This is a genomic window from Ekhidna sp. (assembly GCF_965247405.1).
GTDB lineage: Bacteria > Bacteroidota > Bacteroidia > Cytophagales > Cyclobacteriaceae > Ekhidna.
In genome coordinates this window covers 586291-602113 of record NZ_OZ252014.1, presented here as the reverse complement: position 1 = coordinate 602113, position 15823 = coordinate 586291, and the positions used below count along the sequence as shown (strand labels likewise).

Here is a 15823-nt window from a genome sequence, read left to right as displayed (position 1 = left end):
AAATCAATTTTGAGTTAAAGCCTTTAAGAGGAAATGCTACGGTATTTCCACCCTACTTGAAGCTAGAATATTTAAATAAATAGAAAATGAAAAATTTAATAATAAACATCCTATTGATTGTTCCAATGATCCTTTCTGGGCAATCACAAAATGATTCTAAGAAAATACTTATGGTAGTTAGTAGCTACGGGAAGGACTCAGGAGAATATAGGCCTGGCTATGAATTTGATGAGTTTACACAAGCGTATCTAACGTTTGCTCAAAACGATCTAATCATAGATGTCGCGAGCCCAAAAGGTGGATATGTTGAATCTGACAAATTCAATCAAGATAAGGAGTACAACAAAACTGTACTGGAAGACTCTTCCGTAATGGCTTTATTGAAGAATACCTTGCCGACAGCCAGTATAAATCCGGTTGAATATGATGCTATTTATATCGTTGGTGGTAAAGGGGCCATGTTCGACTTACCCTATGACCCATCCCTGCAAGACATCATTTTAAATTTATATCAGAGAGAAGGGACTATACTATCATCGGTTTGTCATGGTTCTGCCGCTTTTGTTAATGTAAAAGAAGAAGACGACAACTATATTATTGAAGGTGAGGAGATAACTGGCTTTTGTAACACTGAGGAGGAATTATTTGGTAAAAAGTGGGTGCCAGAGTTTCCGTTCAAGCTAGAAGATAAGTTGAAATCGAGGGGTGCTAATTTCACGCAAGCTGATTTCATGCTCTCTCATGTAGCAGCCTCCGGAAAATTTATAACCGGACAAAATCCGTATTCAACCACCAGATCTGCAGAGAAAGTGGTACGTGCGCTTGGGATCAACCCTGTAAAACAACCATTATATAAAGATGAAAAAAGCATTTACTTGATTCAAGACTTGCTCGAAGGCAGCAAAACTTTTTCTGATGCCGAGAAGGAACTGGAAGTTGATAGCGCTTCTTTTGATATTGAACTATTGGCACTTTGGGGGTACTATAAGATGCTGGTAGAGCAGGAAGACCTTGATGAATTATCGAAAGGTGTAAGCATTGTTGAGCTGACAAGTCCCTATTTTTTTAATGAGAACCTCCAATTGGCATTAGCTCAAAATCACATCGCTCTTGGAAACTCAAAGAGAGCAAGTGAAATACTGAATGATTTGAGCACTAAAGGCCTGCTAAAAAGCCAGGTGGATCAATTAAGAAAGCAGCTGAATAATTCAAATTGATCCTCAGCATAGATCAAATAGTCCGGTGGCTTCTACTTCATCATACACTTGCTGCATGAATTCGTCCGGGCTGATTTGTAAAAAGAAAACTGCCTTTTCAGGTAGGCAGCTTCCTTTGATTTTAGGTTTAGACGGTCTCTTTTACTTTTGGATTCCAAACTCCGGTCTTTTGTGTTTCCAGCACATACTCTGTAAAGTCCATGGGCTTACGTCCGAGTACTTTTTCTACATCCTGGGAGACTACATTGTTTCCTTCGGCATCAAGCACATTGGAAAACAGGTAATCGATTAACCAGATATAATCTGCTGGCACGTCCGCCTGCTTGAGAAAGCCAATGTATTCGTCTAATGTGATGGAAGTGAAGGCAATATCTCGTCCGGTAGCCAGGCTGATCTCTTTCATTACTTCTTCGAAGGTTAGTAATCGTGGACCAGTGAGCTCATATACTTTGCCATTGTGTGCATCATCCAATAATGCTGCTACCACTACTTCTGCAATATCATCCGTATTCACATATGGGACTTTAGCTTCCGGTTTAGGGAGCGCCACCTGCCCGGCTAAAATTGGATCTAAAAAGAAGCTCTCACTAAAATTTTGCATAAACCAGCTGGCACGTACGATGGTGTAGTCCAGTCCGGAGTGCATAACCACCTGCTCACAAAGCTCAGCTTCCCGCTCGCCTTTACCGGAAAGGAGTACGAGCTTTTTCACTCCGGCTTGTGCCGCTTTTTTTGTGAGACCTTCGATGGCTTCCAGTGCTCCGGGTACTGCCAGGTCCGGTTGGAAGGTGATGTACACTTTGTCCATTCCTTCGAGGGCGGGGCTCCATGTTCCCGGATCTGCCCAGTCAAATGCAGGGGTTGCGCTTCTAGATCCTACGCGCACCTGGTGTCCCTGTTTTTCTAGTTGAGTAACTACTTTGCGTCCGGTCTTACCCGTACCGCCAATTACAAGAATTTGATTGTTCATGATTGTTCTGTTTTTAATTGTTTAGATCGATTAAATGTTCTTCGCAGCGAAGAATGCAGCCAACAAGGAGAGCACGAAGGCTATCACTGAGAAGATGGTTCGCATTCGATGAAGCACATTCCATTTGCTCTCATAGTATTGCCTGAATTCTGCTAGTTCAAGGGCACTCATCTTTGTGAGTTTCAATGCGTCCAGTTCGTTGTTTAGTGGCACATTTCCCATTCCTGTTACTGCGAATGTCCCAAGCGTATAAGTGACCGTGGCACCAAGCAAGAGCCAGAATGTTACACCACTTCCGTATTGTTGGAAGGTGCTGATGGCCAGGACAATCATGCTTCCAAAGAAGATCAGGAAGAAGGAGGGATTTAGAATCTCCCGATTGATGTGCTGCATTGTTTCCATGTATGTGGGGTCCATTACTTTCTTCGTACCAGGGATCACCGATACTTGCCACGCGTAGAAAAAGCCTGCTGATAATCCACTGAGAATAATTGCTGTGAATAGCGTTGCGCTTTTTAGTGTGATTTCCATGATTCAGTTGGTTAGTTGTGTGTTTAGCCAGTTTTCGAGGAGGCTGTATTCCTCTTGGGTTAGCTTGATGTAATTGCCTTTTGGCATTCGCTTTTTCTCAAAAACCTGTGTGTAGATCTTCTTCGCTCGCTTCTCCATATTTTTCAATGAGAAGACCATGAAGGGGTTCTGTTTTCTGTGACAGATATTGCATTTGCTGTCCAGTACTTTAAAGGCTTTGCTTTTTAGAGCTTCAGAATGCTGGGGTACCGTCAGCTCATTAATTGGGATAGGTTCCTCAAACAAAAGGAAACCCAATATTGTGATCAATGCTAATGTGACTTTCATGATTGTAGCGTTTTGATATTTAATCTCCAGTAGAGGTAAATAGCAAGGAGACATTCACCTGCGATCAGCCAGAATGACGCTGCACTGAAAAACTCCTGATAGCTTCCACCATATGGAATGATGAGGTAAGGAACCGTGATAAGCGCATCGAGTAGGATAAGTGTCAATAGAACGATGGCGCCTACTTTTAAACCATGCATATCGCTCCCCCAATGGTAGTAGAGGTACATGCCCAGCCAGACATTCGGGATCATGGTGACGGCCAGTGTCAGGTTGGCCTGGAATTCAACATTCTCAAGAATGGGCAGATAGAAAGAGAGCGTGAAAAAACTGACGCCTACAATCCAAATAAAAACAGCGATAATGATTGCTTTGATAGATTTCATTGCTTTGTCTTTTTAAGTGATGAGACAAAGCTGCTGCTGATCTTATCGAATGATTTGTTTGAAAAGGAGAACGATTTGTTCGAAAAGGATTATCCTTTTATTTCACTGGGGCGAAAGCCGAATTTCTTTGAAAAGGCATTGGAAAAGGAGCTGAGGCTATCATAGCCCACATGCCAGGCAGCCTCCTGAATGGTCATTTTTTTTATACGGATAAGCTCGTTAGCTGTATTGAGTCGCTCATTCTGAAGGTATTTAAATACAGGGACACCAAAGAGCTCCTTGAAGTTCTTCTTTAGCTTGAATGTATTGAGGCCGATCTCTCGAGATAACTCCGATAGGCTTGGAGGATGATCCAGGTTGCTTATCAGGATGTTTCTGGCTTGTCGGAGTTTTTCTCTTTCCTCCGCTGGAATGGATTCTTCTGATAACAGGGAAAGCTGACCAAAGAAATGCGCCAACAATGTGTTTATCTGACTCCTGAAAAACATCATTTTGGCTTTTCCTTCGTAGCGCGTATGGAATACCTGGTCTACAATGGATTGCATCTCTGGTGTCATGAAGAAGCTGGGACCCTCCACATAATGATCCCTGGGGTGTACCAATTGATGTAGCATTTCACCAAAAAGTTCACCTTCCTGATTGGGGAGCTTTTCGATGCTGGAGATGGAGGTCGCAATAACAATGCATTCCAATGGTTTATTAGCGGAAACAGTATGAACAAATTCCACTTGTTCATCCGCATAAAAGGAAAGGGCCAGGCCTTTGGTATAGCTAAAGTCTTTGGCTGTGTTTCCGTATTTTACGGTTAGGTCTACATTCCCCGATCCGTAGAATGCTACAGCAATCACCGGTTCATCAAACAGACAGGAATCGGTAGTTGGTACATCTGAATTACCTGTCTCTACCAGGATGGTAAAATCATTAATATCGATGATGTCGCGTGTCATGAGTGATAAAGAATAGGGAAAAGCTTCTAAAGTTAATGAAGTCTTATTGAAGTAAAGGATGATGTTTAACTAACCGCGGGTAGCTCATAATTAGTTTGGTGATTGTATGTAGAAAGATAGTAAGGAAGTTTGATTCTCGATAATAATCAGGCAGTGACTATTTTCTCACAATACCGCTCCCAACTTCTTTTTGCTGAGCGCATCAATGCTGGATATACGATCCAATGACGAAATGGCTGGATCAATTTCATATACACTTTTCCAAACAGTCCCTTTGGCTTTACATACACCGCCATCTGGATGTCGTAATCACTATTTGATTTTACTCTCCCAATGTGGAGAGCGGCATGTACGGTTTTATTTTCTATTTCTGATAGGTATTCGTTTTCTAATTGATACACAGGTATAAAGTCACCATCACCAGGTTCAGGCAGGTCTTCGAATATTAGGTTATCAGCTCTGGCATACCGCTCCCGAATACTTCCGGGAAGCAAATGATCAACCTGATTCTTTTCATCCCATTTAAAGACCTTACCGAGAAAGAGCCTAAGACGAAATAGAAATCCTGCCAGTCCTTTTTGTGTTGTCTGTTCATTCGATTTCAAAAACTCTTTAAGAAACAAATCCAAGCTATGCTCTTCTCGGAGTTTCACAGGTACCCGCCATACATCCTCAATATCAAAATCTGAAAGTAGGGTATGTACACGCCATGGTTGATCTAGATGGAACCGCTTATGAATTTTAATTTGGTTAATGTTCATTTTGGAATCTGTATCTATGGAGTGAGCCAGGCTATCATAATTGAATTAGAAACGAAATGGCTTCATCTTTTGTCTCAAACCATTCGATGTTTTTATTCATTGCAGCAGAATTGGGGATTTGCTTAGAGTCAATCATTTCTTTGAAGATCATTTCTCCAAAACCAACAGAAGCCCATCGCTTGACATGAACTTTTATTTTTCCATAATAGTCAGGAAAGAAATCCAAAATCTCTTTATTAAGTTTTACTCCAGCTATGATTTCTAAAACAAGTGCTGACGATTTATCATACTTTGTAAGGTATTCAAGTGAGTGCTTCATTAAGTCAAATTCCTTCTCATGTGGCACCATTGAATAATCAATGATTATAATTTTATTCTTGCTATGAAGCTCCGTATATAAACCTTCCATGTCTTATTAAAGATACGGAAAGTGACCTTTTATACCATTTGTCTTTAAAAAGAGGCAGGTCACCTTTTTGCAATCCGGTGTATTAAGATTATTTACGTATCTTTTGCCCATTCAAAAGCCGCTAATTCATGTTATCAGACTTTCAAAAAGAAAAGATTTCACATTATTTCAGAGTAGTACTAGATCAGGATAGAAATGGAATCCTTGAGGAAAATGATTTCAGGGAAATTGGTGAGTCACTATGTGTACTATGGGTTTATAAGCCAGGCACAAAGGAGTACAATGAGGTAATCGATAAAAATGTGCAAAGCTGGAATATGTTTAAAAAGTATTTCCAGAAACAGGGTGCTCATGCAAATGAGGAACAGTTTCTTCGTTTTTTCGAAGTGTTGCTAAAGTCTGGAAATGAAGAGGTTTACAAAAAGTGGGTTAAGTACATGATCAGCTCCATTTTCGATTCATTTGATGTAAATGAAGATGGGGTTATGTCTGTTGACGAGTACTCTGACATGTTTATGTGTTATCACATTCCTATTAAGCACTCCGCAAAGGCATTTGTAAAGTTGGACAGGGATGGAGATGACTATATCACTAAGAAAGAGCTTGTACGTGCAGTAGATGAATTCTTTAGATCCAATGATGAAGGGGCACCAGGTAACTGGCTATTTGGCTTTTGGGGAGACAAAGATTAAAAAAACAAAACCCCGCTTTGTAGCAGGGCTTCATACACCTAATGTCCAATTGAAACTCACTCTAGCTTGCTCAAGCTACCCTTAGCCGGTTCATATAGGTTTGACACTTCTCTTTAGATCCGATATATAAGATCTTGAGATTCTTTTTGACCATCCACTCTCCTGAATCTGCCTTTGATAATTTCAAACTATCCTTCTTGGCAAAAAGATTTAATAAGTAACCCATAGCTTAATTCCTTTGATTGTTAATTAATTATGGATCAAAGATGCTTCTATAAAGTACTATTTAATATTGGTATTGTACCATAAAATTCATTAAGCATAATGCTTATTAATTTACATTATTCAAATAATAAATAGAATTATTATAATTTAATTACTCATATAATCCAGTGTAAGACCCATCATGGCTTTCATGCCCAACTTCATGCCTGCATCATCTACGTAGAAATCCGGGGTGTGGTGGCCGGCCACTTTTTTAGGATCTCTATCCGGTGGACATCCACCCACAAAGAAGTACAAGCCGGGGATTTGTTCCTGGAAAAAGGAAAAATCCTCAGCCCCGGTAATTGGCTTGATGATTTCCACATTCTCCTCACCTGCAGCTCTCTTTAGTGACGGAAGCATCTGCTCATATAGCGTAGGCTCATTGTAGGTTACCGGATATCCCTCATCAATCCACACCTCAACTTCAGCATTGTTGGATTCACCCGTCTTTTGAGCCACCTCTCGGATACGTTGTAGAATTTGCGTACGCATATCTGCATCCAATGTACGGATGGTTCCCAGCATGTACAGATCTTCTGGAATAATGTTGTATCGAACTCCGCCGTGAATAGCACCAATGGTCAAAACAGCCGGTGCTTCTGTCAGCTGCATATTTCTGCTTATGATTGATTGGAAGTTGTTGATCATTTGTGCGGCAGTCACCACAGGATCTATTCCATCCCATGGAGCCGAGCCATGTGCTTGTTTCCCTCTGATATCGATTCGCATGGAGTTTACAGCCGCCATGATTCCTTCAGGTCTTACCTTCAATTTGCCAACAGGAGTTTGTGCATTGATGTGTAAACCAAATATGGCGTCTACATCCGGATTTTTAAGTACACCCTCTTTCACCATCAGCTTAGCTCCACCTTCTTCACCTTTAGGAGCTCCTTCCTCTGCGGGCTGAAAAATGAACTTCACGGTTCCGGGCACCTCGTCTCTGATTTCCCATAGCATTTTAGCTACTCCTAATAATATACTGATATGTGTGTCATGTCCACATGCATGCATGACTGGTACCTGCTCTCCATTGTACTCACCCATCTGTTTTGAAGCCCATGGAAGCTCCACACGTTCTTTTACCGGCAGTCCGTCAATGTCTGCCCTAAGGCCAACCACCGGACCCGGCTTGCCGCCTTTAAGTATTGCCACGACCCCTGTTTTTGCAACCCCTGTTTGTGGATCATAGCCAATATCTGTTAGTATCTCTGTTATTCGTTTTCCAGTTTCAAACTCACGGTTGCTCAACTCAGCATTTTGGTGAAACCAGTGACGCCATTCAATAACGTCTTTTTCTGTTTGGGCTACAAGCTTTTCAATTTGCTTATCAAACTGCTGAGCAGACAAAGCAAACGATCCAATTATCAATGTTAAGGTCAATAAGATTTTATTCATAGTAATCTGATTTTGATCCATAAGTTACAATTCATCCTTGTAAATCTACAGTTCGGTCATTGAGATTGGTATGAGAATGTGATCGGTGGGACTTTTGATTTGAATCCAAAAGTCAAAAACGAATGAGATACGCTTTCTACTTAATCACTTTTTTTTCAGCCTGTGCATCTTTTGCTCAGAAAACGATCTCTGGCAGAGTAACCGACAAGTCAGAGGAGCCTCTGCTTGGAGTGAACGTCTATTTGAAGGGTACCTACGATGGTGCTACTACAGATTTAAATGGTGATTTTTCATTTACTACTTATGAGGAAGATAGTCTGACCCTAATTGCTTCATTTATTGGATTTCATGAGGTTAACTTACCTATTGAAGGCACGGGTAATTATTCCATCACTCTCAAAGAAAAGATTAGTGAGCTAAATGCAGTAGTGATTACTGCTGGTGCTTTCCATGCTTCAGAAGAAGGCAAACGTGAGGTATTAAAGCCACTGGATATTGTTACAACTGCAGGAGCCACTGCGGATGTACCAGGTGCATTAAACACTTTGCCGGGGACACAAACGGTTGGAGAAACCGGTCGACTATTTGTTCGTGGTGGAGATGGACGAGAAACCAAAACCTTCATAGACGGGATGCTGGTACATAATGAGTACAGCCCTTCAGCTCCTAATACCCCTGGTAGAAGTCGATTTTCGCCATTCATGTTTAAAGGCATGAGCTTCTCTACCGGAGGTTATTCGGCAGAATATGGACAGGCTTTGTCTTCTGCATTGATATTGCAGTCCAAAGATATTGCAGAGAACGACCGGACAGACATCTCATTAATGACAGTAGGAGCAGACATTTCTACAACACAGGCATTTGAGAAAAGCTCCTTTGCCGGGAAAGTACAGTATACCAACTTAACTCCATATTTCAAGCTCGTCGACCAAAACCTGAGGTGGGACAAAGCTCCTGAAGAGTACAATGCGAACCTGGCTTACAGAGTAAAAACCAGCAATACAGGAATGCTAAAGTTCTATACCAATGCCAGCCGATCGGATATGGAATTGTACGAATCGGACATTGCAAATCCAGAGGTTGACTTGCCGGTAAAAGTAAAAAATGACTATGCGCATTTCAATGCCTCTTACCGTGAATTAATCGGTGAAAAATGGGGCATACGAGCAGGTGCCTCTTTTACAAAGAGCGATGATTTTGCATCCCTTGCCAGCGATAGTCAGGATCAGGAATTGACGGGCTTTCACACCAAACTAGTCACAGACTATCAGCATTCTGATCGAATCGCATTTCTAGCGGGTGCGGAAGTGATCCAGCGAGATGTGGATCAGGTTTTGGAAGATGAAACCGGATCTTTTGATCAAGGCTTCAAAGAACAAGTAAGTGCCGCCTTTTTTGAATCTGAATGGTTTGCTTCCTCATCGTTAGGATTTAAGGCAGGGCTGAGAACTGAGTATAGCAATCTGACATCAAGTGAAACTTTTGCGCCAAGACTGTCTGCAGCCTATAAGACAGGGGAGAAGAGCCAGGTCTCGATTGCTTTTGGACAATTCTATCAGACACCTCAGACACAAATCATACTAAGCCAGCCATCTACACAGGCGGAAAAAGCATCTCATTACATTGCTAATTATCAATGGTTGGGGGAAGGACAAAGCTTCAGAATAGAAGCTTATGAAAAGCAGTATGATCAGCTAATTCGCTACAATCATGTTTTTGATCCTTCCAGTTATGCTTCTACAGGAAATGGTTATGCCAGAGGAGTGGATCTGTTTTGGAGAGACAATAAAACCTTTGAAAATACAGACTATTGGATAAGCTATTCTTACCTGGATACGGAGCGTGAGTTTAGAGACTTCCCTGGTTCATTCACTCCGACTTTTGCTTCCTCGCACAATTTTTCTTTAGTAGTAAAGAAGTTCATTGATGAAATCAAAACTCAGGTGGGGCTGACCTACTCTTTTGCTAGTGGAAGAAACTACAATGACCTCAATGCAGATGGCTTTCTTACAGGAAGAACACCAGCCTATCATGATCTTAGTTTTAATATCAGCTATCTGTATAATAACCAGGTGATCGTGCACGCGATGGTTAACAATGTATTGGGCATCAACAACATCTATGGGTATGAGTTTGCTGATACGCCAAATGAAAATGGAGTGTATGCATCAAGAGCCATCACTCCACCAGCCAGACGATTCATCTTCCTGGGTGTGTTTATCACACTATCAAAAAACAAAGGCATCAATCAATTACCAAATCTTTAAAATCATTAAACACTTATCAATTATGAGAAAGAATCTATTAATAATTATTGGGATGCTCTGTGCATCAGTAGTATTTGCTAACGGTCCATTTGAAAAGGCTATGGGAAAAAATATTCCAGCCATGTTTACTGCAGAAACACCAGAAGAACTGCAGAATGTAATCAATCAGCTAAATCGAATAGGTGAAGCTGAGGGAGATCGGTGGGAGCCGTACTACTACGCTGCATTTGGATACATCCGCTTGAGTGATATGTATGAGGGGGGTGAAGCCAAAGACAAGTACATGGATCTGGCACTTGAAACAATTGCTAAGGCAGACTTGATTAAACCGGAAGATTCTGAGCTGGAAGCACTACGTGGATATGTGCACATGATGCGAATTGTAGTTGATCCTGCTACACGAGGGATGAAATATTCGGGCATGGCTTTCGCTTCCTTTCAGAAGGCGGTAGCTCTTAATCCGGAAAATCCCAGAGCACACTATCTGCTAGGCAGAATGCAGTTTGGCACAGCACAATTTATGGGCAATGGAGATGGAGGAGCCTGTGAGACATTGGCTCGGGCAAAAGAACTTTTTGCTTCTGAGCAACCTGAAAGTCCTATTGCTCCTTCCTGGGGGGATCAGACCAATGAGGAGGCAATAGCCTACATCTGTAAAAAGGAAGAAGGAGAATAATGAAAAAGCGGCTTAGGCCGCTTTTTTTAATTTAAAGAAGTTCTTGATGTATTCCTGGTAAACATATTTCCAGGGGATGATCAAAAGATTTAGCCCTACACCGGCAATGCAGATCCAAAAGAATGACTGGATATTTTCATCAACTGAATCATTGAGATAGGCCGGACGGTATATTCCGATAAGCCAGGCAAGTTTGTACAGAAATTGGATGAGTAAGATAGGGACCATCTTTATCGGGAAACGAATCCCGATGAGATTAAGCAAAGAAAAGGCAGCCCAAAAGCTAATAGTCACGCCAGTTAAAGTATCCATTTGCTCTGTTGGAAATAATATCTGGCTCCAGTTGTCTGTAAATAGACTGAGGAAGTTCAGAGCAAAAAGCCCCCTCATAAAGTATGTTCTGATCCTTGATACAGATGTCTGGCTATTAAGAGATAATTCTGTCATGATTAGGTGTTTTTTTGATTCACACCTTTGATGACAGTTCGACAGAAATAGTTGCTTAGCCTACAGCAATGTTTTCAAAATATCATTTATAAACCGAACGCTCTACTTTATTTTCTATGGCAGGGATAGTTTGTAAATAGTTGAAGATGGCCCCAACTTCATAATCAGTCAATTGTGTGTAGGGGAGCATTGGGTAGGAGAGCGCAGGCTCGCCATCTTTCAATCCATACTTCACTGCTTTGGTAAACTGCTCCAGTGTCCAGGTGCCAATACCCGTTTTTTTGTCTGGCGTTAGATTCGATGTGAGTTTGACTCTTCCTTCCAAATCTAAAGGCTGATTACCACCTGCAAAATATCCCGGGCTCATAGTTGGGTTTAGGTAATCGTTGGTTTTAAAGTCTGCAGAGTGACAGGAAAAGCATTCCAGATTATGTGCGAGGTATTTTCCTAATTCTAAGGTATTGGTCGTGTCCGGCATTGGGATTGGTTGGTCTGGCATGGGGAAAGGCTTAAACGCTAATCTGCTTAAAACCTTAGTTAATAGTGATGGCTTAGAAGGAGTATCCGGTTTATTATCAGCTACCACCATTTGATGGTCTGACCGGAGAAAAGAGATGATTGCATCAATGTCTTCGTCTGCCATCAACGGCAATTTTGCCATGTATGGCGGAGCATATTGACCATTCCGCTTAATTCCTGTTCGTAGCAGACGCACGATTTCTCCATCTTTCCATTCACCGATTCCGTAGGTTTTATCCTGCGTGATATTAGGCGCATGTATTTCACCAAACTCGTTTGGTGCATCTTTCATTCGCTGACCGGTCAGCTTGCCAGAGGTACGATCCATGTGACAGTTTGCACACAGCATTTGAGTAAGTTTTTGCCCACGGACAATGGCTTCAGGTTTGTCGCTTCTTTGAAATTCAACTTCTTCTACCTCGTAAGAGGGAATTTCTTGTGCATTGATAATTACAAGCGCTACCACCCCGATGGTGATAAGGATTGCTAATCCCAGTCCCAGGATTTTAAAGGCTATTTTCATTGGTGTTAGGTTTTAGGCACACCATTACCGTGATTGATAAATCATAGGCGGTAGGATGTGACTTTCGAAATTTAGCAAATTTTTCTCTTACAATAAATGGTTAGCCTTTTTCAATTTTTTCATGTAGACGCTTTAAATCTGCTAAATGAACCATTTCCTCTTTTATACCTTTTCGAATTTGCACTATTAGAAAAATAGCCCCGAGAACGTATGAAACATCCATAAGAATAACCCATTTGAATTCAAGATATCTGCTGAATTCTGGTGTAAGCATGTAAAATCCTATCGTATAAAGGGCTACAATGATGAATGTAACCGGACCATGGATTTTCTTTCTGAATTCATAAAATTTCAATGTAATACTCGCAGTGTTTAGCGTGGAGTCGATCAGGCTGATCTTTTTAGATTTTTCTGAGCTAATAATCTCTATGACAATTCGAATGGCTAGTCCACCAACCATTAGGGCCACTCCTGTTTTGCTCAATAAATCCTGGAAGGGAGTCACATAGTAGAAGAATACAGAGATCATTATAAGTGTTAATGTGAGAACTACTGTATTTCCATAATGTGAATAAAGAACACTTTTATGCTTTCTTTTGGAAAGTTCTATTAGCTCGGTTGTGGATTGTGGTTTAGGATTCTTATCCCTTGCACTATCCCATTTATTTTTAAGGTCGTCAAATACGTCACTCATTGGTTAATGTTTTTTTAAGGTTTTTCTTAATTCGGTGGATTTTCACCCGTAGGTTCCCTTCGCTGATTCCTACAACCTCAGCAATTTCATAGTAGTCCAGTTCTTCCAACACCATCATGATAATTAGTCTGTCTACCTCGCCAAGTTGGCCTATTGCTCGGTATAATTCCGAATGCTCATGTTCAGTATTATCTGATTCATTGGCTAGATTCATTTGATCCTCAATCGGGGTTTGCTCCTTTACTTTATTGTCACGGATGTACTTAAGGCAGGTGTTTACAGTGATTCGATAAATCCATGTCTTATAGCTGGAGGCGCCCTTGAATTTATCGAGCGCTCTCCAGGTATTAATGAATGCCTCCTGAGTCAGGTCTTGTGCTAAATCTTTGTTTCCTTTCATAAAACCCATGCACATCTGATTGACCATCCCGTAGTAATCGGCGTGCAGGGTTTCGAAAAGCTCTGTGTTATTGGGCATTGCGTGCGAGATAGCTATTGATTTGTGAGTATAGCCATTCCGGCTGATCAAACATGATGAAATGCTTGCTATTATCCGCCAATGCTATTGTTTTATCTTTCAGACTTGCATATTGTTTTTCAAACGTTTGCTGAGCCATTTCCTTCGAGGGAAAGGTAGCTCCCAGGATCAGTGTTTCGGTTTGAATATCCCGCAAAGATGGCCTCAAGTCTAATTTTAAAAGATCAGTATATCCATAAACGTACGTCTTCCGATCCGCTTCTATCGACCAGCTTGCTATGAGCTCTACTTTATCTTCATTGTTGGTCATATTTCTGGCCATCATTAGAGCGGTATTTTTAAATGCATCATCCGGCATTCCAAGCATCTGATTGTTGTATGGACTGTCATATTGCAATGAATTCGCTGAGACTCCTGGCATCATCACGTCCCTCATACATGGAAGTGCATCAACCAGTATTAATCCATCCACTTTGTCTCCAAGTGCAACTGTCAAATCAGTGGCAAGATTTCCACCCATACTATGACCAATGATGGTCAGGTTAGTGAGATTTTCCTCTTTCACGTATTCAATCAGACGATCTTTGACCGGTGCATACCAGGGAGTACCGATAGGCTCCATACCATTGAATCCAGCGTACGAGACCGTGTGAGTTTCGAAGTTACCATTCAAATTGTTGATGGTTTCATTCCAAACTGTTCCAGGTGTTGTGAAACCGGGTAAAAAGAGAATCGGATTGCCATCACCGCTTTTTTCAACTTTGATAGGTGTCTGGCTGATCGCCAATTGGGCACATAGAATTGTAATGCTTAAGAAGAGTATTTTTTTCATGACTGTTTGATTTAAAATTTCCTCTTTGATCCAAGGAGTGTTTCATTGTTACAGCCAAGTGATTTTTTTTTAAAGAGTTGTGATCAGCTCTGTTTGTTTTTAATCTCCGCGATTTCCTTTTGCAGCTTATCCAGTTTCTCATGCAAGAGCTTATTTTGCTGGGCTACAAACATCTTGATGTGCTCTTCTTCCTCTCGCATCCCCTCCATGGCCAGCTGATTCATGGTATTCACCACTATGGCAATGAACACATTGAGGGTGGTATAAGTGGCAATGAGAATAAAAGTGACAAAGTAAATAGCAGCATATGGCACTCCGTCCATGATTGGTCGGGCGATAGCCGACGACCAGCTTTCCAGTGTCATAATCTGGAACAGGGTGTACAGCGCATCTGTCAATGTGCCGAAATATTTTGGGTAGCCCTCCGCAAAGAGGTTATAGCCAACAACCGCGTAGATATAATAAACAATGGTGAGCAGCACCACAATCCAGCCGATACTGGGAAGAGAATGAAGTAATGACTCAATAATTAACCGAAGCTTAGGGAGGCTCTTGAGCAGGCGGAGTGTACGTATTATCCTCAGTGCTCTGAAAATGGAGAATGATCCGGCAGCAGGCAGAATAGAGATCCCCACAACAAAGAAGTCAAACAGATCCCATCCATTCGTAAAAAACTTCCTTCGATAAATAAGAATCTTTAGCACAATCTCGATGGTGAAACAAACCAGGATCACCATATCGAACGCATCGATCGTTGCTTCGTAATCCTTTACTACATCGGGGTAGGTTTCTAACCCAATTAGGATCGAATTAACGATAATGATGAATGTGATAAAGTTTTGGAAACGTGGGGATTCCAGGAAATTCCTGAGAATATGCTCAACGAATTTGATCATGAGGCAGTACGGTGGTGATTAAATGTTTCTGAAAGATAGCGCTGAATGCTTTAATTATCCCTATGGTGTCATACTCCGAGCAGATTTTTATACAATTGGAAGTTTTCTTCTTCAAAGCAAACAAACGTTACTTCACTGATCATTGTTGATGAAAAGGTACGGATGGTTTCAACAGCGATTTTTGATGCCCGTTCTTTTGGGAAACGGTAAACTCCTGTACTGATATTCGGAAAGGCAATGGATTTTAGGTTGTATTCTTCAGCCAGTTTGAGTGACTTGATATAGCAGGATCGGAGTAAGGTATCCTCATGCGAATCTCCACCCTGCCAGATAGGTCCTACAGTATGGATGACAAACTTAGCTGATAGGTTGCCAGCATTGGTGATCACCGCTTGTCCGGTATCACATCCTCCAATCTCTTTGCACGCTTCTAAAATTTTTGGACCTCCGGCGCGGTGGATAGCCCCATCCACACCACCGCCACCGAGCAGGGAGCTGTTCGCTGCGTTAACGATCGCATCAACGTTGAGTTTGGTTATGTCGCTTAGTAGTAGCTTGATTTCCATACTTTAAGATAGAGGAAACCAAG

At 41.5% G+C, this 15823-nt stretch carries 19 protein-coding genes; 4 read left to right on the top strand and 15 right to left on the bottom strand.

Annotated elements, in window-relative coordinates; genetic code table 11:
• The first annotated feature begins 86 nt into the window (after positions 1–86).
• The gene (locus ACP14Y_RS02645; protein WP_424961424.1) at positions 87–1217 is read left to right on the top strand and encodes a type 1 glutamine amidotransferase domain-containing protein; all 1131 of its coding nucleotides are present in this window, start codon (positions 87–89) and stop codon (positions 1215–1217) included.
• 127 nt (positions 1218–1344) lie between these two features.
• Here ACP14Y_RS02645 and ACP14Y_RS02640 read toward each other — a convergent pair whose 3' ends face one another.
• The 7 genes from ACP14Y_RS02640 to ACP14Y_RS02610 all read right to left on the bottom strand — a co-directional run bounded on the left by ACP14Y_RS02640 (position 1345) and on the right by ACP14Y_RS02610 (position 5458).
• On the bottom strand, positions 1345–2187 hold the full coding sequence (locus tag ACP14Y_RS02640; RefSeq protein ID WP_424961423.1) for an NAD(P)H-binding protein: 843 nt from the start codon (positions 2185–2187) through the stop codon (positions 1345–1347).
• 30 nt (positions 2188–2217) lie between these two features.
• Complete coding sequence (locus ACP14Y_RS02635; protein WP_424961422.1) at positions 2218–2718, bottom strand: DUF1772 domain-containing protein; 501 nt, start codon at positions 2716–2718, stop codon at positions 2218–2220.
• 3 nt (positions 2719–2721) lie between these two features.
• A complete protein-coding gene (locus ACP14Y_RS02630) occupies positions 2722–3045 on the bottom strand; it encodes a hypothetical protein (RefSeq protein WP_424961421.1) in 324 nt (107 codons plus the stop codon).
• Positions 3042–3431, bottom strand: a complete 390-nt coding sequence (locus tag ACP14Y_RS02625) for a DUF5367 family protein (RefSeq protein WP_424961420.1) — start codon at positions 3429–3431, stop codon at positions 3042–3044. Before ACP14Y_RS02625 ends, ACP14Y_RS02630 begins: the two co-directional genes overlap by 4 nt.
• An 89-nt stretch (positions 3432–3520) precedes the next feature.
• A complete protein-coding gene (locus tag ACP14Y_RS02620) occupies positions 3521–4378 on the bottom strand; it encodes a helix-turn-helix domain-containing protein (RefSeq protein ID WP_424961419.1) in 858 nt (285 codons plus the stop codon).
• Between the two features lie 146 nt (positions 4379–4524).
• Positions 4525–5139, bottom strand: coding sequence for a DUF2867 domain-containing protein (locus ACP14Y_RS02615; protein ID WP_424961418.1), 615 nt, complete (start codon positions 5137–5139; stop codon positions 4525–4527).
• A gap of 34 nt (positions 5140–5173) precedes the next feature.
• Positions 5174–5458 carry a hypothetical protein gene (locus ACP14Y_RS02610; protein ID WP_424961417.1) on the bottom strand — a complete coding sequence of 95 codons (285 nt, stop codon included), beginning with the start codon at positions 5456–5458 and terminating at the stop codon, positions 5174–5176.
• A gap of 218 nt (positions 5459–5676) precedes the next feature.
• Between ACP14Y_RS02610 and ACP14Y_RS02605 the strand changes: the two genes are divergently transcribed.
• Positions 5677–6240 carry an EF-hand domain-containing protein gene (locus tag ACP14Y_RS02605; protein ID WP_424961416.1) on the top strand — a complete coding sequence of 188 codons (564 nt, stop codon included), beginning with the start codon at positions 5677–5679 and terminating at the stop codon, positions 6238–6240.
• A 372-nt stretch (positions 6241–6612) separates the two neighbouring features.
• Here the strand turns inward: ACP14Y_RS02605 and ACP14Y_RS02600 are convergent, their stop codons facing one another.
• Positions 6613–7902, bottom strand: a complete 1290-nt coding sequence (locus ACP14Y_RS02600; protein ID WP_424961415.1) for an amidohydrolase — start codon at positions 7900–7902, stop codon at positions 6613–6615.
• A gap of 122 nt (positions 7903–8024) precedes the next feature.
• Between ACP14Y_RS02600 and ACP14Y_RS02595 the strand changes: the two genes are divergently transcribed.
• On the top strand, positions 8025–10169 hold the full coding sequence (locus ACP14Y_RS02595; protein ID WP_424961414.1) for a TonB-dependent receptor: 2145 nt from the start codon (positions 8025–8027) through the stop codon (positions 10167–10169).
• Positions 10170–10191: 22 nt separating this feature from the next.
• Positions 10192–10845, top strand: coding sequence for a tetratricopeptide repeat protein (locus ACP14Y_RS02590; RefSeq protein WP_424961413.1), 654 nt, complete (start codon positions 10192–10194; stop codon positions 10843–10845).
• Between the two features lie 12 nt (positions 10846–10857).
• On the opposite strand, the gene ACP14Y_RS02585 is transcribed toward ACP14Y_RS02590, so the two are convergent.
• The 7 genes from ACP14Y_RS02585 to ACP14Y_RS02555 all read right to left on the bottom strand — a co-directional run bounded on the left by ACP14Y_RS02585 (position 10858) and on the right by ACP14Y_RS02555 (position 15800).
• Positions 10858–11292 (bottom strand): hypothetical protein, encoded by a 435-nt coding sequence (locus ACP14Y_RS02585; RefSeq protein WP_424961412.1) that lies wholly within the window; start codon positions 11290–11292, stop codon positions 10858–10860.
• 82 nt (positions 11293–11374) lie between these two features.
• Positions 11375–12334, bottom strand: coding sequence for a c-type cytochrome (locus ACP14Y_RS02580; RefSeq protein WP_424961411.1), 960 nt, complete (start codon positions 12332–12334; stop codon positions 11375–11377).
• A gap of 100 nt (positions 12335–12434) precedes the next feature.
• Positions 12435–13028, bottom strand: a complete 594-nt coding sequence (locus ACP14Y_RS02575; protein WP_424961410.1) for a hypothetical protein — start codon at positions 13026–13028, stop codon at positions 12435–12437.
• Positions 13021–13506 (bottom strand): RNA polymerase sigma factor, encoded by a 486-nt coding sequence (locus ACP14Y_RS02570; protein ID WP_424961409.1) that lies wholly within the window; start codon positions 13504–13506, stop codon positions 13021–13023. The genes ACP14Y_RS02575 and ACP14Y_RS02570 overlap by 8 nt, the downstream gene beginning before the upstream one ends.
• On the bottom strand, positions 13496–14338 hold the full coding sequence (locus ACP14Y_RS02565) for an alpha/beta fold hydrolase (RefSeq protein ID WP_424961408.1): 843 nt from the start codon (positions 14336–14338) through the stop codon (positions 13496–13498). The genes ACP14Y_RS02570 and ACP14Y_RS02565 overlap by 11 nt, the downstream gene beginning before the upstream one ends.
• 83 nt (positions 14339–14421) lie before the next feature.
• Entirely contained in the window at positions 14422–15234 is an 813-nt protein-coding gene (locus ACP14Y_RS02560; RefSeq protein WP_424961407.1) for an ion transporter, read from the bottom strand.
• 68 nt (positions 15235–15302) lie between these two features.
• Positions 15303–15800 (bottom strand): O-acetyl-ADP-ribose deacetylase, encoded by a 498-nt coding sequence (locus ACP14Y_RS02555; protein ID WP_424961406.1) that lies wholly within the window; start codon positions 15798–15800, stop codon positions 15303–15305.
• Positions 15801–15823: the final 23 nt, after the last annotated feature.